Annotated in this window: 25 protein-coding genes; 10 read left to right on the forward strand and 15 right to left on the reverse strand. The window is 69.9% G+C overall.

Annotated elements, in window-relative coordinates:
* Positions 1 to 103 precede the first annotated feature (103 nt).
* The 4 genes from VGD28_RS10300 to VGD28_RS10315 form a co-directional block, all read right to left on the reverse strand.
* Positions 104 to 487 carry a MerC domain-containing protein gene (locus tag VGD28_RS10300; protein WP_331028250.1) on the reverse strand — a complete coding sequence of 128 codons (384 nt, stop codon included), beginning with the start codon at positions 485 to 487 and terminating at the stop codon, positions 104 to 106.
* Positions 488 to 743: 256 nt separating this feature from the next.
* Positions 744 to 1628, reverse strand: a complete 885-nt coding sequence (locus tag VGD28_RS10305; RefSeq protein WP_331028251.1) for a Type II secretory pathway component PulK-like protein — start codon at positions 1626 to 1628, stop codon at positions 744 to 746.
* On the reverse strand, positions 1628 to 2164 hold the full coding sequence (locus tag VGD28_RS10310) for a type II secretion system protein GspJ (RefSeq protein ID WP_331028252.1): 537 nt from the start codon (positions 2162 to 2164) through the stop codon (positions 1628 to 1630). The genes VGD28_RS10305 and VGD28_RS10310 overlap by 1 nt, the downstream gene beginning before the upstream one ends.
* Entirely contained in the window at positions 2161 to 3126 is a 966-nt protein-coding gene (locus tag VGD28_RS10315; RefSeq protein ID WP_331028253.1) for a penicillin-binding protein activator, read from the reverse strand. The genes VGD28_RS10310 and VGD28_RS10315 overlap by 4 nt, the downstream gene beginning before the upstream one ends.
* 89 nt (positions 3127 to 3215) lie before the next feature.
* Here VGD28_RS10315 and gspN point away from each other — a divergent pair, with 89 nt between their 5' ends.
* Positions 3216 to 3926: a type II secretion system protein N gene (gene gspN, locus VGD28_RS10320; protein ID WP_331028254.1), complete on the forward strand. Its 711-nt coding sequence runs from the start codon at positions 3216 to 3218 to the stop codon at positions 3924 to 3926.
* 135 nt (positions 3927 to 4061) lie between these two features.
* On the opposite strand, the gene VGD28_RS10325 is transcribed toward gspN, so the two are convergent.
* The 4 genes from VGD28_RS10325 to gspL form a co-directional block, all read right to left on the reverse strand.
* On the reverse strand, positions 4062 to 5285 hold the full coding sequence (locus tag VGD28_RS10325) for a type II secretion system F family protein (RefSeq protein ID WP_331028255.1): 1224 nt from the start codon (positions 5283 to 5285) through the stop codon (positions 4062 to 4064).
* 137 nt (positions 5286 to 5422) lie between these two features.
* Complete coding sequence (gspE, locus tag VGD28_RS10330) at positions 5423 to 6886, reverse strand: type II secretion system ATPase GspE (RefSeq protein ID WP_331028256.1); 1464 nt, start codon at positions 6884 to 6886, stop codon at positions 5423 to 5425.
* Positions 6883 to 7389: a type II secretion system protein GspM gene (gspM, locus tag VGD28_RS10335; protein WP_331028257.1), complete on the reverse strand. Its 507-nt coding sequence runs from the start codon at positions 7387 to 7389 to the stop codon at positions 6883 to 6885. Before gspM ends, gspE begins: the two co-directional genes overlap by 4 nt.
* Positions 7386 to 8471, reverse strand: coding sequence for a type II secretion system protein GspL (gene gspL / locus VGD28_RS10340; RefSeq protein ID WP_331028258.1), 1086 nt, complete (start codon positions 8469 to 8471; stop codon positions 7386 to 7388). Before gspL ends, gspM begins: the two co-directional genes overlap by 4 nt.
* Before the next feature lie 96 nt (positions 8472 to 8567).
* Between gspL and gspG the strand changes: the two genes are divergently transcribed.
* The 5 genes from gspG to gspD all read left to right on the forward strand — a co-directional run bounded on the left by gspG (position 8568) and on the right by gspD (position 12847).
* Complete coding sequence (gene gspG / locus VGD28_RS10345) at positions 8568 to 9023, forward strand: type II secretion system major pseudopilin GspG (protein ID WP_331028259.1); 456 nt, start codon at positions 8568 to 8570, stop codon at positions 9021 to 9023.
* Positions 9024 to 9148: 125 nt separating this feature from the next.
* Entirely contained in the window at positions 9149 to 9622 is a 474-nt protein-coding gene (locus VGD28_RS10350; RefSeq protein WP_331028260.1) for a GspH/FimT family pseudopilin, read from the forward strand.
* Positions 9619 to 9972 carry a type II secretion system minor pseudopilin GspI gene (gene gspI / locus VGD28_RS10355; RefSeq protein WP_331028261.1) on the forward strand — a complete coding sequence of 118 codons (354 nt, stop codon included), beginning with the start codon at positions 9619 to 9621 and terminating at the stop codon, positions 9970 to 9972. Before VGD28_RS10350 ends, gspI begins: the two co-directional genes overlap by 4 nt.
* The gene (locus tag VGD28_RS10360; protein ID WP_331028262.1) at positions 9969 to 10763 is read left to right on the forward strand and encodes a type II secretion system protein N; all 795 of its coding nucleotides are present in this window, start codon (positions 9969 to 9971) and stop codon (positions 10761 to 10763) included. The genes gspI and VGD28_RS10360 overlap by 4 nt, the downstream gene beginning before the upstream one ends.
* An 11-nt stretch (positions 10764 to 10774) precedes the next feature.
* On the forward strand, positions 10775 to 12847 hold the full coding sequence (gspD, locus tag VGD28_RS10365; RefSeq protein WP_331028263.1) for a type II secretion system secretin GspD: 2073 nt from the start codon (positions 10775 to 10777) through the stop codon (positions 12845 to 12847).
* Here gspD and VGD28_RS10370 read toward each other — a convergent pair.
* The 3 genes from VGD28_RS10370 to VGD28_RS10380 are packed head-to-tail and all read right to left on the reverse strand — an operon-like array spanning position 12841 to position 14275.
* Positions 12841 to 13296 carry a hypothetical protein gene (locus VGD28_RS10370; RefSeq protein WP_331028264.1) on the reverse strand — a complete coding sequence of 152 codons (456 nt, stop codon included), beginning with the start codon at positions 13294 to 13296 and terminating at the stop codon, positions 12841 to 12843. The genes gspD and VGD28_RS10370 overlap by 7 nt on opposite strands.
* Positions 13287 to 13754: a hypothetical protein gene (locus VGD28_RS10375; protein WP_331028265.1), complete on the reverse strand. Its 468-nt coding sequence runs from the start codon at positions 13752 to 13754 to the stop codon at positions 13287 to 13289. The genes VGD28_RS10370 and VGD28_RS10375 overlap by 10 nt, the downstream gene beginning before the upstream one ends.
* On the reverse strand, positions 13751 to 14275 hold the full coding sequence (locus VGD28_RS10380) for a hypothetical protein (protein ID WP_331028266.1): 525 nt from the start codon (positions 14273 to 14275) through the stop codon (positions 13751 to 13753). The genes VGD28_RS10375 and VGD28_RS10380 overlap by 4 nt, the downstream gene beginning before the upstream one ends.
* 167 nt (positions 14276 to 14442) lie before the next feature.
* Here VGD28_RS10380 and VGD28_RS10385 point away from each other — a divergent pair, with 167 nt between their 5' ends.
* Entirely contained in the window at positions 14443 to 16920 is a 2478-nt protein-coding gene (locus VGD28_RS10385) for a PhoX family protein (protein ID WP_331028267.1), read from the forward strand.
* A gap of 59 nt (positions 16921 to 16979) precedes the next feature.
* Here the strand turns inward: VGD28_RS10385 and VGD28_RS10390 are convergent, their stop codons facing one another.
* From VGD28_RS10390 to VGD28_RS10405, 4 genes are read right to left on the reverse strand one after another with little or no spacing between them, the layout of a single operon-like run.
* Positions 16980 to 17327, reverse strand: coding sequence for a hypothetical protein (locus VGD28_RS10390; protein ID WP_331028268.1), 348 nt, complete (start codon positions 17325 to 17327; stop codon positions 16980 to 16982).
* Between the two features lie 35 nt (positions 17328 to 17362).
* On the reverse strand, positions 17363 to 18124 hold the full coding sequence (locus VGD28_RS10395; protein WP_331028269.1) for a TetR/AcrR family transcriptional regulator: 762 nt from the start codon (positions 18122 to 18124) through the stop codon (positions 17363 to 17365).
* On the reverse strand, positions 18019 to 19329 hold the full coding sequence (locus VGD28_RS10400; protein ID WP_331028270.1) for an amidohydrolase family protein: 1311 nt from the start codon (positions 19327 to 19329) through the stop codon (positions 18019 to 18021). Before VGD28_RS10400 ends, VGD28_RS10395 begins: the two co-directional genes overlap by 106 nt.
* Positions 19326 to 20750 (reverse strand): amidohydrolase, encoded by a 1425-nt coding sequence (locus VGD28_RS10405; protein WP_414714488.1) that lies wholly within the window; start codon positions 20748 to 20750, stop codon positions 19326 to 19328. The genes VGD28_RS10400 and VGD28_RS10405 overlap by 4 nt, the downstream gene beginning before the upstream one ends.
* Before the next feature lie 123 nt (positions 20751 to 20873).
* Here VGD28_RS10405 and VGD28_RS10410 point away from each other — a divergent pair, with 123 nt between their 5' ends.
* From VGD28_RS10410 to VGD28_RS10420, 3 genes are all read left to right on the forward strand, one after another.
* Entirely contained in the window at positions 20874 to 21566 is a 693-nt protein-coding gene (locus VGD28_RS10410) for a DUF4129 domain-containing protein (protein ID WP_331028271.1), read from the forward strand.
* Positions 21563 to 22771 (forward strand): DUF4350 domain-containing protein, encoded by a 1209-nt coding sequence (locus tag VGD28_RS10415; RefSeq protein ID WP_331028272.1) that lies wholly within the window; start codon positions 21563 to 21565, stop codon positions 22769 to 22771. Before VGD28_RS10410 ends, VGD28_RS10415 begins: the two co-directional genes overlap by 4 nt.
* Positions 22768 to 23537, forward strand: a 770-nt coding sequence (locus tag VGD28_RS10420; RefSeq protein ID WP_331028273.1) for an AAA family ATPase, incomplete at its 3' end; no start/stop codon positions are given. The genes VGD28_RS10415 and VGD28_RS10420, both read left to right, overlap by 4 nt.

The following is a 23537-nucleotide window of genomic DNA, read 5'->3' on the forward strand; positions in this document are numbered from 1 at the left end:
TGTGCGACGAACCCCGGTAAAGAGAAATAGATTCACTCAATCTATTCGTCCCACTCGCGGCTCCTGGCTCATCGTGTCGAAAACGAACGTGAGGGCTGGGTTTCTAGGTTTGGCTAGCCGCCGTCCGCCCCCGCCAGTTCGCCACATGCGCCCCGGCCAGCAACAGGCTTCCCGCTACCGTGACGCCGGTCTCGACCGCCGCCCAGTTCCCGAACGCCAACCCCGCCGCCATCAGCGTCAGCCCTGCACCGCCGACGAACAGCGGCGCCACCCCGCGATGCCGCCGCCACCCCTCGATCAGCGCGAATGCGCTTGTCGGGATCGCGAACAGCAGCACCGCCAGATGGAACCCCTCACCCGGGTCGATCCGATTGGCGATCGCCGGCAACGCCGCGATCAGCAGCGGCAGCCCCAAGCAATGCACCAGGCAAAGCGCCGATGCGCCTACCGCAAAGCCGTCGAACCACTTCCCTATCCATCCCCGCATCACGCCACTCCAAGCTGCCTACGGCGCAGATGATATAGTATATCATAAATTTCAAGAGGCAGGCGGCGGATCGCTTGCAATGTTGGATTTCGTCTGATCCAATCCCGCTGGCGACAACTCGCCGTCCGATCCTCGCCGTCCGATCTTTGACTCGTCGAACGCGTGCCTGACACCGCACCAGGAAACCGCGCGATAGTGTCAACCCAGTGTCAACTTCCATTGCGCCTCGCGCACGCGTGGCAAAGCCTTTGGGCGCTCAGCCGCCTATAGCGGGCGCCTCGGGCGGCACGGCGGCGTTGCGCCAGCGCGCTACGGGAAGCACCTCCAGCGTCCCGTCGTCGGCCCGCTTGCGCTGGATCAGCGTCGCGCCGTCCTGCGCCGTCCCGCCGATCGTCGCCCGCACCCGCACCCAGAAGGTATCGGAGCGGAAGCTGGTCCCGGGCGGCTGGCTGACCTTCTGGTCGGAAAGGTCGCGCAGCGTGATCTGCCCGTTGCGCTTGCGGATCGCGGCGAGCCGCTCGGCGACCACCGGATCGTCGAACAGGATCGCCAGCAGCTCCTGGTCGGCGGCATTGAGGTTGATCGCGGTCGTCCCCGGCAATGCCGTCACCATCCGCTCGAGCCGCGCGATCGCATCTTGATCCGCCCCGGGCAGCAGGCGGATCGGCCGCACATCGGTTACCGGCCCCTGGCTGCGCACATAGGCGATCGCCTGGGTCATCTGCGCCTCGTCCAGCCCGGCGATCGTGGCCAGCTTCTGGAAGATCAGCACCGGCGCGACCTCGCCGCTGCGCAGCGCGTTGACGTTGAAGCGCCCCTCGGCGTCGCTCACCGCCAGGTCGAAGCTGCCGCCGTCGATCTCCGCGCCGCTCGCCCCAATCGACGCCCAGGCCTCGCCCGCATGGTCCACATCGGGCGCTTCCCGCATATCCTTGCGCAGCGCGCTGATCGCCGAAAGCTCGCCGCCGCGCACGATCGCCGCCGCCCGCGCTGCCTCGCGCCCCCGCAGCGAGCGGTCGAGCGCCAGTTCCTCGCGGCTGATCATCAGCAGCACCAGCCCGCTGGCGATCGCGACGAACATCAGCACGTTGACCAGGATCATGCCCTGCTCGTCCCCAGTTTCTTCCTCTGGGCGGCGCATCACCGGTCCCTCGGCCGGTCGGGCAGCACCACCACGCGGCGCAGCACCCCTTGCGGCCCCGGCACGCCGCCCACCTGCATCTCGACCGACACCGCGCGCGGCCATTCCGCCTTGCGCGCCTCGCTCACCGGCCAGCGATCGACCCAGGCATTGCCGTCGCGGAAGCGCCACCTCGCCCCCGCCACGCCCTGCAACAGCATCTGCGGCTGCGGCGCCGATCGCACCAGCGCGCCCTGCGCCGCGTCATAGCGCACCGGCACCGGCGGCCCGCCAAGTCCCCCGGCAATCCGGGTAAAGGCGATGCCGTTGCCGCCCCCCGAAATCTCGCCGCGGGTGATCTGGTCGAGGTCGCTCTGCACCACGAACATCGCACGCTGCAGGTCGGCCAGCCGGCTCAGCCGCGCCTCGGTCCGGCCCTGCACGTTGAGCACGCTGTCGAGCAGCCCCAGCCCCGCCACCGCGATCAGCGCGAACAGGCCTAGCGAGATGATCAGCTCGAGAAGGGTGAACCCCTCCTCTCCCGCTTCCGGTTTCACGCGCCCAGGCTCACCGCGACCGGCTCATAGCCTTGCGACCCGGCGAGGAGGATCGCCAGTTCGCGCGCCACGCTGCCGTCGCTGCGAAAGCGGGCATTGCCGGTGACGCAAGGGTAGCTCGTCTCGGCGAGCAGCGCCCGTTCGCTGATCTCGCCCTTGCCCCGCAGCACCTTGACGATCCCGCCCGCATCATAGGCCAGCGCCGCCAGCGCCCCGGGATCGCCGCCATGCCGCGCGCGATACTCGCCCGCGAACCGCCCGAACGCCGCCGGATCGGGGCTGGCGAGCCAGGCGCCGCTCAGCACCTCCAGCGAAGCCGGGCGATGGTCCAGCGCTTGCACCGTGCCGAGCAGCTGGATACCGGTTTCCTTGAGATTGCGTGCCGCCGCCAATACCGCCTCGCCGCTGCCGGGCAGCAGCACCGCGTCGGGCGCATCGCCCGCTGCCGGCAGGGGCTGCCCGTCCGTCACGGTCAGCACGCGGACGTCGATGCCGATCTCGCCCTGCACCTTGCCCGCCGCCAGCGCCGCCGCGGCGCTCCAGGGCGAGGTGTCGTCGATCACCACGACATTCCTGATGCCACGCGAGCGGGCATAGCGCAGGATCGCGCTGGTCACCTGGCTCGGCGTGATCCCGAACACCCAGCTGCCCGGCGCACGCACCACCGCATTGTTGCTGAACGCCACCACCGGCACGCGCCCCGCGACCTCGCGGGCCACGGCAGTCGTCTCCTCGGCAGTCACCGGCCCCAGGATCATCGCCGCCTTGGCCTTCAGCGCATTGCGCGCCGCCAGCGCCGCGCCCGCAGCGGTCCCGCCGGTGTCGTACGCCGTGATCTCCGGCCCAGAATCCGCGAGCAACGCCGCCTGCCGCATGCTAAGGCCCAGCGCGGCGCGCGGGCCGCTCAGCGGCAACAGCATCGCCACCGGCCGTTTGTCGCGCTTGGGCTTCTTGTCCTGCAAGTCACCGGCCGCCAGAACAGAGGGACTCGCAAGCAATGCCGGCGGCAGCAACAGGGCTGATTTCAACAGATCGCGGCGGGGAAACGCCGGTGTCCGGATTGGCGTCTTGGTCGGCACGGCGGCGTCTTACCGTCTTCGTCGCGCTGGGCATAGCCGCTTATGCGCTGGCGATGCTCGCGACGATGCCCGCCAGCGTGTTCCTCAAGAACCGTCCTTGGCGGACCGGGGTCGCCGGAACCGTGTGGAACGGCGAGGTCGGCGTCGCGGGCGGAAGCAAGTTCGATTGGCGCTGGGCGCCGCTGCGCTCGCTCACCAGCCTTGCCTTCGCTGCCGACTGGAAGGCGACCGGCCCCGACACCGACATGGGCGGCCGCGGCCTCGTCCGCTTCGGCCGCACCGTGCTCGACGATGTCAGCGGCAGCGCGCACAGCTCGATCCTCCAGGCGCTCCAGCCCAACCTGCCCTTCACCTGCGATCTGGTGATGCAGCTTCAGTTCGCCCGCATCGCGACCGGCGGCTCGGGCCAGGCGATCGACGGCAAGCTCACCACCGAGCCCGGCACCTGCACCCCGAAGAGCGGCGGCGCGGCGACCGCCGTCCCCGCACTCCTGCTCACGGCCGAGAAGATCGGCACCGCGACCCGCATCCGCATCGCCCCCGCCACCCAGCGACGCCAGACGCTGATGGACGCGACGCTCGGCGAGGACGGCAAGCTCAGCTTCCGCATGACGGCCGACGGCGCCCGCATCCTCCCCTTCACCGGCATGCCCGCGGGCGTGGCGATCGAGGGGGCGCTTTGACCTCTCCGACCTTTCCATAACAGTCATCCCCGCGCAGGCGGGGATCCATTCTGGCTGATCTCCAGCAAGAGCCGCGCCGCTAGGGACAATGGATTCCCGCCTTCGCGGGAATGACGAAGCAGTAGTGGCGAAGTCCTACAACGTCACCAGGTCGTTGAGGTTGATGATCGGCAACAGGATCGCCAGCACCATCATCAGCACGATCCCGCCCATCAGCAGCAGCACCAGCGGCTCGACCAGCGCCACCATCGCGCTGGTCACCGCGTCGAGCTCGCGATCGAGCTCGTCCGCCGCGCGCGACAGCGCCGGGCCGAGCTGCCCGCTCGCCTCGCCCGAGGCGACGATCGCGGTCAGCATCAGGGGAAATACCCCCGCCTCGGTCATCGCCGCGCGCAGGCTGATCCCCTCGCGCACCCGCGCCGCGACGTGCAGCGCGCGCTCGCGCACCCATCGGTTGGGCGTCACCGCCGCCGCCGCATGCAGCGCCTCGACCAGCGGTACGGCACTCGACACCAGCGTGGCGAGGCTCCCGGCGAAGCGCGCCGCATTGTGCTGGCGGCTGAAGCGGCGGAACGGCCAACGCTCGGTAAAGGCGCGGTGCACCTTCAACCGGTTCTCCGGGTTCGCCACCCAGCGGCCATAGACCACGAAGCCGATCAGCGCGGCGAGCAGGATGTACAGCCCCCAGTCCTGTAAAAAGCCGGAGATCGCGATCAGCACCCGCGTCAGCAGCGGCAGATCGGTCCCGCGTGAGACGAACACCTTGACGATATCGGGGATGACATAGACCAGCAGCAGCACGATCACGCCGAGCGACACCGTCGCCAGCAGGCCGGGGTAGAGCAAGGCCAGCTGCAGCTTCTGGCTGTTCGCCTGCCGGTTCTCGACGAAATGCGCCAGATGTTCGAGCACCTGGGTGAGCTTGCCCGACGATTCTCCCGCCGCCACAGACGCCCGATAGAATTCCGGGAAGGTCCTGGGATGCGTCCCCAGCGCATTGGCGAAGCTGCGCCCGTCGAGGATCGCCGCGCGCACCTCCAGCAAGATGCTCGACACCCGCTGCGCTTCGGACTGGCTCGCCGCCAGCCGCAACGCTTCCTCGACCGGGATGTCCGATCCCACAAGCGTCGCGATCTGCCGCGTCGCCGTCGCCAGCTCGCGCGAGCTCATCCCCGAACGGCTCAGCCAGGGGAGCTTGATGCTCCCGATCGATCGCCGCTCGGCCGCCGCATCCACCGCCAGCGGCAACAGCCCCTGCTCGCGCAGCATCGCGCGCGCGGCGGCCGGGCTCGCCGCCTCGATCAACCCCTTCTTCTCGGCACCCGCGCTCGTCGCCGCACGATAGGCAAAGGCGGGCATCTAAAACTCCTCCCCGACACGGGGAGGGGAACCAGCCGCAGGCTGGTGGAGGGGGAGCAAGGCGAAGGATTCCAGAGCGGATAGCCCCCTCCACCGCCGCTTCGCGGCGGTCCCCCTCCCCGTTCCGGGGAGGGTATTCACGCCTCTTCCCTCACGACCCGCGCCACTTCCTCGACCGTGGTCACCCCCGCCCTGACCTTGGCCACGCCGTCGTCGAGCAGCGCGGGGCTATCCTTGCGTGCATGCGCCTCGATCTCGGCTTCCGACGCGCCGTCATGGATCATCGCCTGGAAGCGCTCGTCCACCGGCACGACCTCGTACAGCCCGGCGCGCCCGCGATAGCCGTCGCCGCCGCAATCCTCGCACCCCACCGCGCGCCACACCGTCTCGCCGGCCTTGAGCGCACCGCCGAGCAGCATCGCATCGCCCTCGCTCGCCTTGTCCTCGCGGCGGCAACTCGGGCACAGCCGCCGTACCAGCCGCTGCGCCGCGAGCCCGACCAGCATCGGCGCGAGCAGATAGCGCTCGACCCCCATGTCGATCAGCCGCGTCACCGACCCGACCGCGCTGTTGGTGTGCAGCGTCGAGAGCACGAAATGCCCCGTCATCGCCGATCGCACCGCGACTTCGGCGGTCTCCTGGTCGCGGATCTCGCCGACCATGATCACGTCCGGATCCTGGCGCAGGATCGCGCGCAACCCGCGGGCAAAGGTCATGCCGGTGCGCGCATTCACCTGAGTCTGGCCGATCCCGGCGAGCTCATATTCGATGGGATCTTCCACCGTCATGATGTTGCGCTTGCGGTCGTTCAGACGCTGGAGCGCCGCATAGAGGCTGGTCGTCTTGCCAGATCCGGTCGGCCCGGTGACGAGCAGCATGCCGTGCGGGCGCTCCAGCAGCCGCGCGAACACCGTGCGGTCGCGCTCGCTCATGCCGAGATGCTCGAGGTCGAGCTTGAGCGAGCCTTTTTCGAGCAGGCGCATCACCACCCGCTCGCCATGCTGGGTCGGCAGCGTCGAGACGCGCGCATCGACGTCATGCCCGCCGATGCGCAGCGTCACGCGCCCGTCCTGCGGCACGCGCTTCTCGGCGATATCGAGCTTGGCCATCACCTTGATGCGGCTGACCAGCAGCGGCGCCAGCTCGCGCCGCGGCTCGAGCTTGTCGCGCAGTACGCCGTCGATGCGGAAGCGCACCACGACACGCTTCTCCTGCGTCTCGACATGCACGTCCGACGCGCCTTCCTTGACCGCCTCCAGCAGCAGCGCGTTGATCAGGCGGATCACGGGCGAATCATCGCGCGTGTCGAGCAGGTCGTCGACCGCCGCCGCGCTGTCCGCCAGCGCCGCAAGGTCCATCCCGCCCAGATCAAACTCGGCCGCCGCCCCGGCGCTGCCCGAATAGCTCGCCGCCAGCGCCTGGTCGAACGCCGCATCCTCGACCGCCACGAAGCGCGCCGCCGGCGCGATCCGCTGCACCTCGAGCAGCGCGTCGAGCGCGGCATCGGGCCGGTGCACGCACTCCAGCCCGGCTGCCCCGCTGCGCAGCACCACGCCCGCGCGCCGCGCATAGCTGTACGGCAATGTCGCCTCGGCGCTCATTGCGCGAACTCCACGCGCGCGCTCACCCGGCCTGCGGCGCTGCCCTTGCGCAGCTCCACCGCGCGCGCGCGCAACGGCGTCGTCCGCTCGACATTGGCGATCCAGCCGACCACCGCCTCGTAGGGCGCCTCGGCCACCTGCGCGGTCAGCCCGGCCCCGCCCGGCACGATGTTCGCCGTGATCCCGGCCTCTCCCGCCGCAGCCTGTGCCGCTTCGACAGGGGAACCGCCGCGCTGCTGCGGCTGGCTGCCCTTGGGCACCAGCGTCCCCGCCGCCCGGACACGCGCCGTCAGCGTCTCATAGGTGCGGATATCCGCCAGCGCGTCGGCGCGCGCCGCCTGCAGCGGCTGCACCACCGCGAACACCAGGAACAGCACGCCGAGGACTACGCCCAGCGACCCGACCATCCAGCGCTCGCGGGGACTGAGGCCGCTCCACCATGCGCCGATCTTCGCGCTCCATGCGTCGAGCGTCGGGCTGCGGGTGATCCGGATATTGCTCATGCCCGCACCGTCAGGCGCAGCGCGCCGTCTTGCCCGGCGGCGACATCGGCGGTCACGCCCGCCGCGCGCATCGCATCGCGCACTCGCCCTGCAAGCCCCGGCTCGCCCGGCTCGATCTCCATCACCAGGGCGTTCCCCTCGAAGCGAATCGATCGCGCCGTCACCGCGCTCGACAGCGGCGCGAGCGCGTTCGACGTGCGCGTGACCAGCGGCACGAACTGGCTCCCCGCCGGCCCCGGCGCCGGCAACATGTCGGCGACACTGACCCTAAGGTCATCACCCAGATTAGCCCCCGGCGCGGCCTGCGCCACTGCGGCGCGCGTATCGTCGGCACGCCGCTCGGCGATCGCGCGCAGCATCAACGTGTCCGCCCCTGCGATCACGACATGCGCCGCGATCCCCCCCGCCGCGATCCAGCCGAGCCGCTTGACCCAGCTGCTCCCGCTTGCCGTCCGCCGCGCATAGACGCCCTGCCGCAGGTCGACCGGTGGCTTGGCCAGCCGCTCGGCCAGCCCGCCGCCCCCCTCTGGCCGCGGCGCCTGCGGCAACTCGCCGATCGGTGCCGCGCCGCAATTCCAGATCCGCGGCCGCCCGGCCGCCTCCCATGCCTGCCCGATCAGCGCCGCCGGCATCGCGAAGCCGGTGCCGTCCGCGGCGCGGACCAGCACCCGGCCATCGCCGCTCTCGGCGGACCAGCCCTCATCGGGCACCGGCAATGCCAGCGCATCGGGAACCATCGCCGCATGCGCCAGCCCTTGCGCCTCCGCGGCCTCGACCCAGTCGCGCATCACCGCATGGCGGACGACCGCGACCAGATAGCGCTTCGGCGCGATCTCGCTGCCCAGCGCCAGGTGCACCGATTCGACCGGATCGGCGATCCGGTCCTCGATCGCGAAGGGCAGCGCCGCCAGTCTCTTGGCATGGCTTCCCAACGGCAGGTCGACGGCCAGCACTAATACCGATTCGCCAGGCACCAGCACAGTTGCAGGACCATCCGGCTCAGCTATGATCGCCCGCCCGCCGGACAGCGCCCAAACGCCGCCGGCACGGGCTTCCCCGGCGGCCTGGGATTGACCGGTCATGGGTGCTCCGCCGGATACATGAGGTGTAACATTGCTTTCACGATGGGAACGCATAGGGCCGCGATGCGCATAGTTTTAAAACAGTTCCGTGACACCGTGGCACTCTCCCCAATCAAGGGCAAGCGCCGCGCCATTTCGAGCAGCGAAGCCGGCCTCACCCTGCTCGAGATGATCGTGGTGCTCGTCATCATCGCGATCGTCGCCGGCCTCGTCACCATGAACGTGGTGGGCCGCCCCGATCAGGCGCGGGTAACCACCACCCAGACCAACCTCGCCAGCCTGTCGAGCGCGCTCAAGCTCTACCGGCTCGACAACGGGCAGTACCCCACCACCGAACAGGGCCTCAAGGCGCTGGCCGAGAAGCCGGTCACCCCGCCCGTCCCGGCCACCTGGCCCGATGGCGGCTATGTCTCGGAGACCCCGGTGGATGCGTGGGGCAACCCCTATGTCTACTCCTCGACGGGCAGCAGCTTCCAGCTCAGGTCGCTCGGCAAGGATGGCAAGCCGGGCGGCGAAGGGCTCGACGCCGATCTCGACGCGAAGGGCGGATAAGCTTCGTGCCGGGGGATCCTGCCTTTCTCCCGCTCCGTCCTCCCCGCGCAGGCGGGGAGCCATTCCGACTCGCCTGCCGGATGGAGCCGCAGCCGAAGCGTCAATGGATTCCCGCCTTCGCGGGAATGGCGGATTCCCGTGAGGTAGCAGCAGCTGAGTGCGGCATGACGCTCATCGAGATGCTGATCGTGCTCGTCATCATCGGCATCGCCGCAGGCGGAGTCGCGCTGGGCGTGGGCGCAGCAACTCGCGCGCCCTCGGTCGAGACCGAGGCACGCCGCCTCGCGCTGCGGCTTCAGGCTGCAGCGGACGATGCGATGATCGGCGATCGCATCATCGTCTTCACCGCCGAGCAGCACGGCTACGGCTTCGCGGCGATCGGCCGCGACGGCAAGCTCGCCCCGCTCGGCGACGCGCTCGCATTCCACCAGCTTCCGGGCGGCATCGTCGTCACGCTCGACACGCGCCCACCGGTGGTGCTCGGCGTCGATGGCGGCGGCAAGCCGCTGACCGCCACGATCGAGAACGGAAGCCAGAAATGGACCGTCCGCTACGACGGCATGACCGCCACCGCGACCAAGGCGGAAGCGGCGTCGTGAAGGACGAAGGCTTCTCTCTGATCGAGGCGCTGGTCGCCCTCGCGGTGCTCGCCATCGCCACCGTCGGCCTCGTCCGCGCGGTCGAGAGCCATATCGATTCGACCCGCGCGATGGAGCGCCGCGCCGCCGCGATGTGGGTGGCGGAGAATCGCCTCGCCGAGCTTCAGCTTGCCGACCCCGCCGCCAACGCGCCCGAGGCGGACCTGCTGGACCAGCAATGGAAGGTCGAGATCGCGCGCACCCGCACCCAGGATTCAGGGATCGACAAGGTCCGCATCCAGGTATTCGCCGCCGGCGAGCGGTCTCCGCTTGCATCGCTGGACGGCTTCGTGGAGGGCAGGCGCGCATGATCCGCCTGCCCGATCTCTCGCCGCGCCAGGCGCGCACCGCGCTCGACATCGCGACCGCGGCGGTCGTGGTGTCGGTCGCGATCGCACTCGCCGGCCTGACCTGGCGGATCGCGGGTCATGCCGGCACCGGCGCCGTCACCGTGCCATCGGGCGCCCGCCCCGCCGCGGCGCCCGCCGATGTCACCGCAGCGCTCGCCTTCGCGCCGTTCGGCAAGGGCGCGATCACCGATGCATCGCAATCGACCGCGCTGCCGCTCAAGCTCCGCGGCGTGTTCGCCGCCTCCCCCGCGGATCTGTCGGTCGCCTATATCGAGGTCGGCGGCGAGCCCGCCAAGCCGTTCCGCATCGGCGAGGCGCCGGGCGGCGGCACGGTCGAGGGCATCCTGCGCGATCGCGTGCTGCTGCGCGTCAATGGCCGGATCGAATATCTCGCCTTCCCCGATCCCACGCTTACCGCCGATCAGCAGGCGGACGCTGCCACGCGGCCCGCGCCGCAGCAGGCACAGGCGATTCAGCCCGCGGCGCCACCTCCGCAGCGTTCGCCCAACGCAGTGGCGCTCTCGTCCGCGCTGGTGTCCGGCCTGAGCCCCGTTCCCGGAGGCGTGCAGGTTGGCGCCGACGCTCCCCCCGGGCTTCAGCAGGGCGACATCGTCACCTCCGTCAACGGCCGGGCGATCAACACCCAGGCTCAGGCCGCTAACGCCATCGCCACCGCGCAGTCGCTCGGCTCCGTTCAGATTCAAATCATCCGCGACGGAAAGCCCGTTACGCTTACCGTCCCGACCCGCTAGGTATTCCATCCGTGCCGCACCCGATCCGCAACACCGCCTCAAAGCTCGTCATGGCCCTCGCGCTCGCTGCCATGACCGCGCAGCCCGTGCTCGCCCAGCAGAGCGAGGCGGCGGACATCGTCGTCAACATGCGCGGGGTCGAGATCGCCGACGTCGCCGATCAGATCTCGCGCCTCACCGGCCGCACGCTGATCCTCGACCCGGCGGTCAAGGGCACCGTCACCGTCACCTCGGCCCAGCCGCTCTCGCCCAGCGGGGTGTGGGAGCTGTTCCAGTCGGTCCTGCGCGCCAACGGCTTCGCGGCCGTCCGCTCGGGCCGCGCCTGGCGGATCGTGCCGCAAGGGAATGCGGTGCGCGACGGCGGCGTTCCCTCGCGCGGCGCCTCGGGGCAGGAACTGGTCACACGCATGATCCGGCTGTCCAACGTGCCCGCGGCCGAGGCGGCGCGCGTCGCCCGCCCGCTGGTGGCGAGCTTCGGCAGCGTCGAGCCGCTCGCCCAGCCCAATGCCGTGGTCGTCACCGACTATGCCGACAATGTCCGCCGGATCGAGGGCATCCTGCGCTCGCTCGACGGCAACGGGTCGGGCCTCACCTTCGCCACTGTCGCGCTGCGCCACGGCAGCGCGCCCGAGGTGGCGCAGGCGCTTCAGGCCGTGCTCGGCGATCCCGGCGCGGGCGGCGCCCGCGTCGCCGGGGATGCGCGCAGCAACACCATCATCGTCCGCGGCACGCCGACGGCCGTCGCCGACGCGCGCCGCATGCTCGCCTCGCTCGACACGCCGGGCGGCGCCACGCCGATCACCCGCGTCTTCCGCCTGAGCTACGCCGATGCCGAGGCGGTGACCGAGGTGCTGCGCGGGGTGCTGGGGCAAGAGGCGGTCACCAGCAATCCGGTCGCACGCAGCCTCTCAAACCAGCGCGACCGCTCGCGCAGCCCAACCAATGTGCTCGGCGGCATGATCCGTTCGGGCGGCAGCAATCCCACCGACACTGCGACCGCAGCCGCCACCGCCGCGCTTCAGGCGCAGCAGACCCAGCTCGGCCAGCAGGGCAGCGAGACGCCGCAGGGCTTCTCCACCCCGGACCTCACCGTCCAGCCCTCGCCCGACATCAACGCCGTGGTGGTCCGTGGCACGCCCAGCGCAATCGCCGCGATCGAGCCGCTGATCACCGATCTCGACGTCCGCCGCCCGCAGGTGCTGATCGAGGCCGCGATCGCCGAGATCACCGGCGAGGAAGCGGAATCGCTCGCGGTCCAGCTCGGCACCAGCGGTGCGGTGCTCAACCAGATCGAGGGCGCGGCCACCTCGTTCAGCACCAGCCCGTTGCAGCCGTCGCTCGGCACCATCCTCGATGCGCTCGACGTGCCGATGGCCGCTGCGCTCGGCCCGGGCCTCACCGCCAATATCGCGATCGGCAACGAATTCTCGATCCTGGTGCAGGCGCTCGGCACCTCGTCCAAGTCGAACCTGCTCTCTACGCCGCAGATCACCACGCTCGACAACAAGGTCGGCGAGTTCATCGTGGCGCAGGAGGTGCCGTTCATCACCGGCTCGATCCTGCCCAGCAGCGGCGGCGACGTGAATCCCTATACGTCGATCGAGCGAAAGGACGTCGGCATCACGCTCAAGGTGCTCCCGCGCATCAACGCGGGCGACACGATCCGCCTCGAGGTGGTGCAGGAAGCCTCGTCGATCGCCGCGAGCCAGCTCACCCAGGCGGCCGACCTCATCACCAATCGCCGCGCGATCAACACCACGGTGCTCGTCGACAACGGCCAGACGATCGTGCTCGGCGGCCTCACCTCCGACGATTACGGCCAGGTGAAGAGCCAGGTGCCGATCCTCGGCGACATCCCGATCCTGGGCGAGCTGTTCAAGAGCCGGCGCGAGAGCCGCAACAAGCGCACCTTGTTCATTTTCCTGAAGCCCACCATCCTGCGCAACGGCGAGGATGCCGCGGCGATGGCCAAGGCGAAATATGCCCGGCTGCGCAGCGAGGAACTCGACCTCAACACGCCCAGCAACCTGCTGCTCAAGCCGCTGCGCCCGCGCCTGACGCTGGAGATCGACGGGATCTACTGATCCGCGGGAGCCTCCGGAGCGGGGTCAGGCTCGGCTTCGAGCGTCGTCATCGCCACCCGCACCCGCTCGCGCCCGCGAGTGAAGAACGCCGCGTCGATCGCCAGGCTCTCCAGCCGCCAGCCGTCGACGCTCTCGCCGACGGCGAGGCTGCGTGCGCTGCCATCGGCGAGCCGGACCAGCGCCACCGCATCCTTGTTGAGCCGCCCGGCGATGCCGACCAGCGCAGGCGCATCGGCAGGCAGTGCCTCGCCGCCCTCGGCCACCGCGAACAGCGGGCGCTCATAGACCGCGGCAATCTCCGGTACGGGCGGCGGGATCACCGCCCGCTCCGCTTCGGCTCGCGCCGGGGGCGCAGCTTCGCTTCCGGGCCATAGCAACGCCACCGGCATCGCCACCGCAAATGCCGCAGCGGCGCCCAGCGCGATCCGGCTCTCCCGCGTCAGTGCCATGCCGCCACCGCCTCCCCCTCGACCCGCAAGCCTCCGTCCGGCAGCGCGCTCGCGCGCCATGCCGCGAAGCGCAGCAGCGGCGCCTCGCGCTCGATCCGGTCGGTCAGCGCCACCACGGCCTTGTCCGGCCCCGACATACGGAGCTGCAACCGTACCAGCCCCGCGCCGCCCGGAACGCCCGCCGCCTGCTCGACGAGCACGCCGCCCTCCGCCGCCAGCTTTCGCACGCGCGCGGCAAGGAGTCCGGCCGCCGCCGCCTCGCTCCCGCCCGGCGCGCGCAGCGCCGCCGCGGTCAGCGGCACCGGCGCGCGGGCGGGCGCGCTCGCCGCCGCCCGCATTGCCGCCACAGCCTCCCGCGCCCGCGCCAGCTTGCCCAACGCGGTCCCTGTCGCGGGCGCGAGCAGCGCCACCACGGCCAACCCGCCCCCGATCCCGGCGATCAGCGTGGCCCGGTTCATGCCGCGCGCCTCAGCGTCACAGCGATCATCGCGCCCGCCCGCCGCTGCCCGGTCTCGCGAAATCCCGCCAGCGCCGGATCGCGCCGCAATGCCGCGCGCAGAAGATCGGGATCGGGCGCGGCGATCTCGATCTCCATCGCGCCGTCCCCCGCCCGGCTCATCCGCGCGATCCGGGCATCCGCCGGCATCGCCGCCGCCAGCCGGTCGAGCCACACCGCAACCCCGGGATCGCGCGCCGCCTGCCGCAGCGCCCTGCGCGCGTCGCTGGCGCGCGCCTCCGTTTTCAGCCGGGGCGCCGCCGCAGCGGCCAGTCTCACCGACTCCGCCCCGGCGGAGCGTTCCAGCATCCCGGCCCCGACAATCGTGGCCAGCGGGCCCAGCGCGATCACCGCCGCCAGCCCCGCAGCAAGCCGCCAGTCCACCGGCCCTGCGGCGCGCGCGGCCTGTGGCGGACGCGCGGCAAGGCGTTGCACCATGCGGCCGGCAAGGCTGTCGCCGATCTCCCTGTCGGGCGTGTCCATCGTTGCCCCCTACCGCTCCCGCACCGCCGCGAACAGCCTGTCATCGAAGAGTCGCCAAACCGACACGGCTTCGTCAACGCTCGTCCATCACGCCGTAAAGCGGCCCAGCCACAGCCCCGGCAACCGCATCCGTCCCGGATTCGGATCACAAAAGGGGGTCCCAGAACATGACCGAGAGCACCGATCTGGCCTTTGGCTACAGCGACGGCGATGTCGACACCAACGCCAGCACTGCGCCTTCGTTGAGCACGCTGATCGATCAGCGCTATTCGCGCCGTCAGGCGCTGCGATCGGGCGCGTCGGCGGCTGCGGTCGCGGTGTTCGGCGGCGGCGTGCTGGCCGCGTGCGACAGCGCCAATGCCGATGCCGACCCCTATCCCAATCTCGCCTCGGTCGGATCCTCGGGCTCCGCCAACTCGGGTCAGGTCGTCACGCTGACCGCTACCGCGACCGACAACGGCCCCGTCACCTCGGCCTGGGTGCAGACCGGCGGCCCGGCGGTCACGCTGATCGGCGCGAGCGCCGCAAACGCCAGCTTCATCGCCCCCAGCGTCTCCGCCGCCACCACGCTGACCTTCCAGTACAGCGCGACCGACAGCGCGGGCCAGACGGCACAGGGCACGACGACGGTCACCGTATCGCCCGCCTCGCTCGGCTTCACCGCCGTCGCGAAGAACAAGAATGACATCGTCACCGTCCCCGCAGGCTACACCGTCACGATCCTCTACCGGAAGGGCGATCCGCTCGCCGCGGGTGTCGCCGCGTACAAGAATGACGGCACCGACGGCGACTTCGCGAACCGTGGCGGTGATCATCACGATGCCCTCCATTGGTATGGCCTCAGCGCCGCGGGTGCGCGCGCCGATGCCAGCAGCACGCGCGGCCTGCTCGTGATGAACCACGAGAATATCGATCCCCAGTATCTCCACCCCAACGGCTCGACCACCGTCGGCGGGGCCCGTCCCGAGGCCGAAGCGCTCAAGGAGATCGAATCGCACGGCGTCGCCGTAGTCGAGGTTGTCGAGGGCGCGAACCGCGCCTGGACCTATGTCCAGAACAGCAGCTTCAACCGCCGCATCACGCCCAACACGCCGATGCAGATCAACGGCCCGGTGCGCGGCAACGATCTGGTCAAGACCGCCTTCTCGAACGACGGCACGCAGGGCCGCGGCACGATCAACAACTGCGCCAACGGCACCACCCCCTGGGCGACCAACCTCACCTGCGAAGAGAATTGGGCGGGCTATTTCCGCCGCAGCGGCGACAATGCGCTGCGCACCGCCAAGGAGCTGACTGCGCTGGGCCGCTATGGCGTCACCAGCAGCAGCGGCAATTATGGCTGGTCCACCGTCGTTCCGGCCGACGCTTCCAACACGCTGTTCCGCAAGTGGGACGCACGCGCCACCGCCGCCGGGCCGCTCGGTGACTATCGCAACGAGCCGAACCAATATGGCTGGGTGGTCGAGATCGATCCCTATGACCGCACCAAGGCACCCCGCAAGCGCACCGCGCTCGGCCGGCTCGGCCACGAAGGCGCATGGCCCGGCAAATTCGCCGCCGGCCGCAAGCCCGCCTGGTATATGGGCGACGATTCGCGCGGCGAATATATGTACAAGTTCGTCTCGGCGACCGCGTGGAGCGCCGCCGACGGCGCAGAGAACGTGACCGACCGCCTCGCGATCGGTGACAAATATCTCGACGCCGGCACGCTCTATGTCGCGCGCTTCGATGCGAACGGTACCGGCGCGTGGCTGCCGCTGGTGTTCGGCACCGGCCCGCTCACCGCGTCGAACGCGACCTACCCGTTCACGGATCAGGCGGACGTCCTCGTCAACGCCCGCCTCGCCGCCGACGCGCTCGGCGCGACGCCGATGGACCGTCCCGAATGGACCGCGGCCAATCCGGTGACGGGCGAGATCTACCTGACGCTCACCAACAACAGCGCTGCCCTACGTCCGCTCAATGGCACCAACGCCGCCAACCCGCGCCACTATAACGACCCCAAGGGCACGACGAACCAGTTCGGCAACCCCAACGGCCATATCGTCCGCATCCGCGAGGCCGGCGACAACACCGAATCGCTGACCTTCACCTGGGACATCTGGCTGTTCGGCGCCGGCGCGGACCTCAATGCCGCGAACATCAACATCTCCGGGCTCGATGCGACCAACGACTTCTCCAGCCCCGACGGCCTGTGGTTCGGTCGCTCGACTAACGCTTCGGGCCTGGTGACGCCTATCGCCTGGCTGCAGACCGACGACGGCGCCTTCACCGATGTGACCAACAACCAGATGCTGGCGGCCATGCCGGGGACCGTCGGCGACGGCGGCGCGCGCACGATCACCAACACGGGCGCAGGCGGCGCGACCGCCACGCAGGCGACCATCGTCGGCAAGGCGCCCGGAACCACGCTCCGCCGCTTCCTCGTCGGCCCGGTCGAGTGCGAGATCACCGGCGTGGATTCGACGCCCGACGGCCGCGCGCTGTTCGTCAACATCCAGCATCCCGGCGAAGGCGGCACCTCCACCGCGCCCACCAGCCACTGGCCGGACAGCCAGGCCACCGGCACCGCCGGCGCGACCGTCCGCCCGCGCTCCGCCACAGTCGTCATCACCAAGAATGACGGCGGCGTGGTCGGCCTCTGAACTTACCCCCGAACTGGACGGGGAGGCGGGCTTCGCCTCGCCTCCCCTCCTTTTTTGGGTCAGCTTGCATCGGTCCGGCTGACGATCTTCGCGGTCCCGTCGCGCGTGATCGAGATGAGGTGCGGCGTTTTGCCGCAATAGACGCGCCAGCTGGGATTGCCGTTCATCGGGTCGATGCGCTCGGTCTCGGTCACTTCCTGGCAGTTCAACCCGGCGTCACGCACCGCGCGCAGGAACACGCCGTCGCGCTGCGCCGGCACCAGCTTCAGCACCTCTTCCTGATAGTTGGTCGCGTCCGCCGTGTTGGCTGTGGCCGCATTGGCGGCGGTGTCATTGGCGGCCTTCTCGGCGCCACCGCATGCGCTCAACAGCAGCGCCGCAGTCATCGCCATACCCATTTTCAGCATGTCTCGCATCTCCTTCGCGGCGATAACGCCGATCGTCACGGCTTCGATCCGACCATCTTGAGAAACAGCCGCGTCGCGCGCATTACCTTGGCACGGATCGCTTGCGGCGACGGGAGCGGTTCGAGCCCGAGCTTGATCCCCATGTCCCCGGCCCCCAGCCACAGCCCGCAAATATCCTCCGCCGCGAGCAGCGGATCGTCGATCTCGATCTCGCCATGCGCCGCCGCCTCGCCCAGCACCTGCGACAGCCGGTCGAAGCAAAGCTGCGGCCCCGCCGCGTAGAAGCGCCGGGCGAGTTCCGGGATCTGTGCGATCTCATGCATCAGCACGCGGTCGACCGCCTGATGCTCCTCGCTATATTTAAACCCGGCAAGCGCGATGCCGAACGCGTTGAGCTGTTCCTCCAGCGTGTGCCCGCGCGCCAGCGTATCCTCGAAGGTCGCCGCCATCCGCCCGCTCTCGGCGCGGATCACCTCTTCGAACAAGGTCTCCTTGTCGCCGAAGCGGCTATAGACGGTGACCTTCGACACACCTGCCGCCTGCGCGATGTCCTCGATCGTCGCGGCCTGGAAGCCACGTGCGAAGAACGCCGCGCGCGCCGCCTCGATGATCGCGCCGTATTTGGCCGGGTCGCGCGGACGGCCGGCGCGGCGCGGCTCGACCGCGAAGCTGCCGGCTTTTTCGACCGCGCTCAGCGCTCGTACGCCTTGGGCAGGGCGCCTTCCTTCGGATCGAAGTAGCGCTGCTTGAGCCTGTCCTGCCGCGTCGTCAGCGGCTGCTCGACCCCATCGATCCATACCCGCACCGCGGCGGTGCCGATCTCCAGCGGATCGCCGTCCCACACCACCACGTCGCCGCGACGGCCGGGGCGCAGCGAGCCGAACTCGCCGCCCATCCCCATCGCCTCGGCCGGCTTCGAGCTGATCGAGGCGAATGCCTGCCCCCAGTCCAGCCCGGCCGCCCCCGGCAGCTTGCCCAGCGCCACCAGATTGCCGGCATATTGCTTGACCAGCCGTGCCTGCCGCGTCTCGTCATCGTTGATCATGCCGATGCCGACGGTCACGCCTGCCGCCTGCAGCCGCCCGATGTTCGATTGCGTCGCGGCGAGCTGCTCGAACGAGGCCGGCAGGTCCGCCAGCGCCGATGCGAGCACCGGCACCTTCGCCGCGGCGATCTGCCGCGCCACGGTCCAGCCCTCGGTCGCGCCGACCAGCACCAGTCTGAGCGCCGGCACCTCGCGCTTGAGATCGAGCATGACCAGGATGTCCGAAGCCCGCTCGACATGCACCAGCAGCGGCACCGTGCCGTTGACCACCGGCACCAGCGCCTGCGCGTCAGCGCGGGTCAGCAGCGCGTCCTTGCCGCGATCGGCGAAGCTCCCCGGCGCGCGCGCATAGTCGCGCACCTCGAACAGGATGTTCTTGAGCATCGCATAGGCGGCCGGGCGGCTGCCCCCGGCGCGCGCTGCGCCGGTCTCGCCATATTCCATGAACTGAAAGGCGCGGGCCCTGGTCACCGCATCCATATCGGCACCCAGGTCGATGATTGCACCCTGCCCGCCGAAAATCGATCCGCGCGCCTGCGGGGCGACCACGGCACGCGTGATCCCCTCGGCGCGGTTGAGCGTGATCGCGCTCGTCTTGGGGTTCACCGCCGGCACCACGTCGATCGCGGCGTTGAACGGAGAGCTGCTCGCACCCGAATCGTTGGTCTCGCTGACCCCATCGACCTCGACGATGCCCATGCGCGTGAAGCCGGCGAAGATGCCCGGCGTCACCCAGCGCCCGCCCGCGTCCACCACCGGCACGCCCGCCGGCACCGGCACGCCGCGCCCGGCCGCGACCACACGCCCGCCCTGCACCACCACCGTGCCGCCCTCGACCGGCGCGGATCCGTCACCAATGACCAGCTTGGCATTGGTGACCGCCACGGTCTGCGCCGCCGCCGGAACCGCGACGGCCAGCGCCGCTGCCGCTGCCGCTGTCAGAAGGAGCGCCTTCATTTCACGTCTCCTTCGCCGGGCTGGCCCAGCTCGAAGTCCGATACCGGCCTCCTTTTGGGATCGAGCGCATCATAGAGCAGCGCACCGTCGATCCACACCTTCTCGGGGCGCGTGTAGACGCTGAAGGGATTGCCGTTCCACAGCACCACATCGGCCATCTTGCCCGCCTTGAGACTGCCGGTGACCTTGTCGATCCCCAACGCCTTGGCCGGTGTGATCGCCGCCCATTTCCACGCGATCTCCTCAGGCACGTCGAAGCCCGCGCGCTTGGCCGAGGCGCGCACCTTGGCGATCTCCTGATTGAGCCGCTGGATGCCGTTGGCGTCGTCCGAATGGATCATCCCGCACGCGCCTTCGCGCTCGAGGATCGCGAGATTCTCGCCGATCGCGTCATAGGACTCCATCTTGAAGCCCCACCAGTCGGCCCACACCGCCGCGCAGGTGCCGTTGGCCTTGAGCAGGTCCGCGATCTTGTAGGCCTCCACCGCATGATGGAACGTGCCGACCTTGTACCCGAACTCCTTCGCCATATCGAGGACGATCGCCATCTCGTCGGCGCGGTAGCAGTGGTTGTGGATGATGATCTCGCCGTCCAGCACGCCGCGCAGCGTGTCCATCGCCAGGTCGCGCGCCGGCGCCTCGCCGCCCTTGTCCTCATAGCGGTCCCAGCGGCGCTTATACTCCTGCGCCTTGGCCCAGGTGCCGCGATCGACCGCGATATTGCCCATCCGGGTCGATGGCATCCGCCCCTTGGCGCCATAGACGCGCTTGGGGTTCTCGCCGCACGCCATCTTGAGGCCATAGGGCGCGCCGGGGAACTTCATGCCCTGCATCGTGCGCGCATAGACGTTCTTCAGCGTCACGCTGCGCCCGCCGAACAGATTGGCGGAGCCCGGCAGGATCTGCAGCGTGGTCACCCCCCCATTTGTCAATGCGCGGCTGAAGCCCGGGTCCTGCGGCCACACGCTATGCTCGGCCCAGACCTCAGCGGTCACCGGCCCGGTGATCTCGTTGCCATCCGAATGCGCCTGCACGCCGGGGCTGGGATAGTCGCCCAGATGGCTGTGCACGTCGATCACGCCCGGCGTCACATATTTTCCGCGCCCGTCGATCACGCTCGCGCCCTCCGGCGCCGCGATCGACTGGCCGACCTCCACGATCTTGCCGTCGCGGAACAGCACCGCGCCATTGTCGATCCGCCCGCCCTCGCCGTCCAGGACGGTGACATTGGTCAGCAGCGTCGGCACGCCCGGATAGGCCCTGTAGGTCGAGGGATAGGGATTGTGGTCGAACCCCTTGCCCTTCCCCGGCCCGCGTTGCGCCGCCGCGTCCGACGCGGCGCTTTTGGGCTTGTCCTCCGCGCTGGCAGCACAGGCGGCCAAACTCGCGGCGGCGGTGACGCCGATGATGGTACGGATCAATTCGTTTTGCCTCCCTTGCCCGTTCGACCGGCGACAAAGCCACCGGTTTCCCAACCGTTAGGAGCGAAAAGCGTTGCGCGCAATTTGGCTATTTGCTCCAACCATCGCGACAGGGGGAATCGCGTGACGACGGCACCGGCCGCAACGGCAATAGAGAGCGGCGCCGCGCAGGCAGGGGCCGCCTTTGGCGACCCCGCGCGCGTTGAGGCCGCACACCGTGCCGTCCGCGCCGATTCCTCGATCCAGTTCGACCTCCCCTGGTACAAGGCCGAGATCAGTCAGCCGCCACGCTGGGTGACGGAGCTGTTCGCCGCTTTGGGCCGCTTCGTCGAATGGGTGGGTGGCGGGTGGAAGCTGCTGATGTGGGTCGCGATCGCCGCGGTGGTGATCGCGCTCGTCCTCGCATTGTTCCCGACTGTGCGCGAATGGATCGCCGTGCGGTTGCTCCGCCGGCGTGAGGCGACCGCCGAGCCGCCGCGCTGGGCGCCCGAGGCCGCCGCCGCCCGCGCCCTGCTCGACGAGGCCGACCGTCTCGCCGCCGCGGGCCGCTATGCCGAAGCCGTGCGCCTGATCCTCCGCCGCAGCATCGAGGATATCGAGAAGTGGCGCGGCGATTCGCTTCGCCCCTCGCTCACCAGCCGCGACATCGCGGCCTTTGAGAGCCTGCCCGACGCCGCGCGCACGGTGTTCCGCCGCATCGTCGCCGATGTCGAGCGCAGCCTGTTCGGCGGCAACGCGCTCGGCGAGCCGGACTGGACGCGCGCCCGCGCCGACTATGCGGACTTCGCGCTGGCCAAAGCCGGTCAGCGCCGATGAGCAGCGAGACCGCCGGCCCCTTCCGCTCGCGCACCGTGCTGCTGCTGATCGCCGCGGGCGTGGCGCTGACGCTCGGCTTCCTGCTCGTCAGCGGCTATGGCGACCGGATCGATCGCAAGCGTAGCAACACCCCCAGCGCTACCTCGCGCTTCGCCACCGGCTTCCGGGGCCTCAGCGACCTGATCGAGAAGTCGGGGGGCACGGTCACGCTCTCGGGCGATGCCGCGACGCGTCCGGAAAGCGGGCTGCTGATCCTCACGCCCAATTTCCGCACCAGGGCGGAGGAACTCGACGCCGCACTCAGGGAAGCCGCGGGCGAGAACGCGCCGGCGCTGATCATCCTGCCCAAATGGGCGACCCGCCCGCAAAAGAACCGTCCCACGCGGGAGGAGCGATTCAACGATCTCCAGTCCGTGATGTTCACGAGCGTGCTCGCGCAAATGCTGGCGCCGGTCGCCAAGGTCGAGGCGCGCCGGCTTCGCCAGACCAGGCTCCTCTATCCCACCAGCCTCGACCTGCGGCCGTTCAAGGCCCCAGAGATCGTCCAGTCGATCACCGGCGAGAAGATCTATCCGCTGATCACCGCCGCGGACGGCAGCGCGGTCCTCGCCGAAGTGCCGGGCAAGCACATCTACATCCTCGCCGATCCCGATCTGCTCAACAATCTCGGCCTTGCCGAGCGCCAGAACGCCTTCGCCGCGGTCGCGCTGGTCGCTGCGCTGGACCCCGACAACCCCGGGACGGTCGTGTTCGACACGATGCTCCCTCACGGCGCGGGCGGCCGCAACCTCGTCCAGCTGATGTTCGAGCCCCCCTTCCTCGGCGTCACCCTCGCGCTGTTCGCTGCGGCGCTGCTTGCCGGCATCGCTACCTGGGCGCGCTTCGGCCCGCCCCGGCGTGAGCCGCGCGCGGTCGCCTTCGGCAAGCGCGCGCTGATCGAGAATATCGTCGGCCTCGCCCGCCGCGCGCGGCGCGTGCGCGATGGCGGCGGCGCCTATGCCGATACGGTCCGCGATTGGGCCGCGCGCCGCCTCGCTTTGCCCCGCACGCTGCAGGGCGACGCGCTCGACGCGCATCTCGACGCGCTCCGCACCGATATCCCCTATGCCGCCTCGATCGATCGCGTGCGCAACGCGAAGACCGAGGCGGAGCTGCTCCATGCGGCGCAGCAACTCGACGATTGGCGAAAGGAAGTGAAGGCATGAAGCTGGAAGACGTCCGCGCACTTGGCGCGGCGATCGATGCCGAGGTGGCAAAGGCGGTGGTCGGCCAGTCCACCACGACGCGCTTGCTCACCATCGCATTGCTCTCGGGCGGGCATGTCCTGCTCGAAGGCGCGCCGGGCACCGCCAAGACCCTGCTCGCCCAGAGCTTCGCGCGCACGCTCGGCCTTGAGTTCGGGCGCATCCAGTTCACGCCCGATCTGATGCCCGGCGACATTCTCGGCACCAGCCTGTTCAACTTCCAGACCTCGACCTTCGAATTGAAGCGCGGCCCGGTGTTCACCGAGCTTCTGCTCGCGGACGAGATCAACCGCACGCCGCCCAAGACGCAGGCCGCGCTTCTTCAGGCGATGCAGGAACGCGCCGTAACCATCGACGGCGACACGGAAAAGCTCTCCGACCACTTCACCGTGGTCGCAACCCAGAACCCGATCGAGCAGCAGGGCGTCTATCCCCTGCCCGAAGCCCAGCTCGACCGCTTCCTGTTCAAGCTCGCGATCGACTATCCCGATGAGGAGTCCGAGCGCGCGATCGTCGCGCAATATGGCACCCGCACCGGATCCCCCCGGCCCGAGGACAGCGGCGTCGCGCAGGTCGCCGATCACGCCGCCGTCGCAGCGGCGAGCGCGGCGGTGCTCGGCGTCCGTCTCGCCGACGAGATCATCGCCTATGTCGTCGCGCTGATCCGCTCGACCCGCGGCCATCCGGATCTCGCCAACGGCGCCTCGCCCCGCGCTGCCGCCGCGCT

It is taken from the genome of Sphingomonas sp. (assembly GCF_036402235.1).
Taxonomy (GTDB): Bacteria; Pseudomonadota; Alphaproteobacteria; order Sphingomonadales; family Sphingomonadaceae; genus Sphingomonas.

What these genes read in the sequence shown, in the direction of transcription:
- VGD28_RS10300 (WP_331028250.1), bottom strand. Translation starts at nt 487, where the DNA reads ATGCGGGGATGGATAGGGAAGTGGTTCGACGGCTTTGCGGTAGGCGCA.
- VGD28_RS10305 (WP_331028251.1), bottom strand. Translation starts at nt 1,628, where the DNA reads ATGCGCCGCCCAGAGGAAGAAACTGGGGACGAGCAGGGCATGATCCTG.
- VGD28_RS10325 (WP_331028255.1), bottom strand. Translation starts at nt 5,285, where the DNA reads ATGCCCGCCTTTGCCTATCGTGCGGCGACGAGCGCGGGTGCCGAGAAG.
- gspE (WP_331028256.1), bottom strand. Translation starts at nt 6,886, where the DNA reads ATGAGCGCCGAGGCGACATTGCCGTACAGCTATGCGCGGCGCGCGGGC.
- gspM (WP_331028257.1), bottom strand. Translation starts at nt 7,389, where the DNA reads ATGAGCAATATCCGGATCACCCGCAGCCCGACGCTCGACGCATGGAGC.
- gspL (WP_331028258.1), bottom strand. Translation starts at nt 8,471, where the DNA reads ATGACCGGTCAATCCCAGGCCGCCGGGGAAGCCCGTGCCGGCGGCGTT.
- VGD28_RS10350 (WP_331028260.1), top strand. Translation starts at nt 9,149, where the DNA reads ATGGCGGATTCCCGTGAGGTAGCAGCAGCTGAGTGCGGCATGACGCTC.
- VGD28_RS10360 (WP_331028262.1), top strand. Translation starts at nt 9,969, where the DNA reads ATGATCCGCCTGCCCGATCTCTCGCCGCGCCAGGCGCGCACCGCGCTC.
- VGD28_RS10370 (WP_331028264.1), bottom strand. Translation starts at nt 13,296, where the DNA reads ATGGCACTGACGCGGGAGAGCCGGATCGCGCTGGGCGCCGCTGCGGCA.
- VGD28_RS10375 (WP_331028265.1), bottom strand. Translation starts at nt 13,754, where the DNA reads ATGAACCGGGCCACGCTGATCGCCGGGATCGGGGGCGGGTTGGCCGTG.
- VGD28_RS10380 (WP_331028266.1), bottom strand. Translation starts at nt 14,275, where the DNA reads ATGGACACGCCCGACAGGGAGATCGGCGACAGCCTTGCCGGCCGCATG.
- VGD28_RS10385 (WP_331028267.1), top strand. Translation starts at nt 14,443, where the DNA reads ATGACCGAGAGCACCGATCTGGCCTTTGGCTACAGCGACGGCGATGTC.
- VGD28_RS10390 (WP_331028268.1), bottom strand. Translation starts at nt 17,327, where the DNA reads ATGCTGAAAATGGGTATGGCGATGACTGCGGCGCTGCTGTTGAGCGCA.
- VGD28_RS10395 (WP_331028269.1), bottom strand. Translation starts at nt 18,124, where the DNA reads ATGGATCGATGGGGTCGAGCAGCCGCTGACGACGCGGCAGGACAGGCT.
- VGD28_RS10400 (WP_331028270.1), bottom strand. Translation starts at nt 19,329, where the DNA reads ATGAAGGCGCTCCTTCTGACAGCGGCAGCGGCAGCGGCGCTGGCCGTC.
- VGD28_RS10415 (WP_331028272.1), top strand. Translation starts at nt 21,563, where the DNA reads ATGAGCAGCGAGACCGCCGGCCCCTTCCGCTCGCGCACCGTGCTGCTG.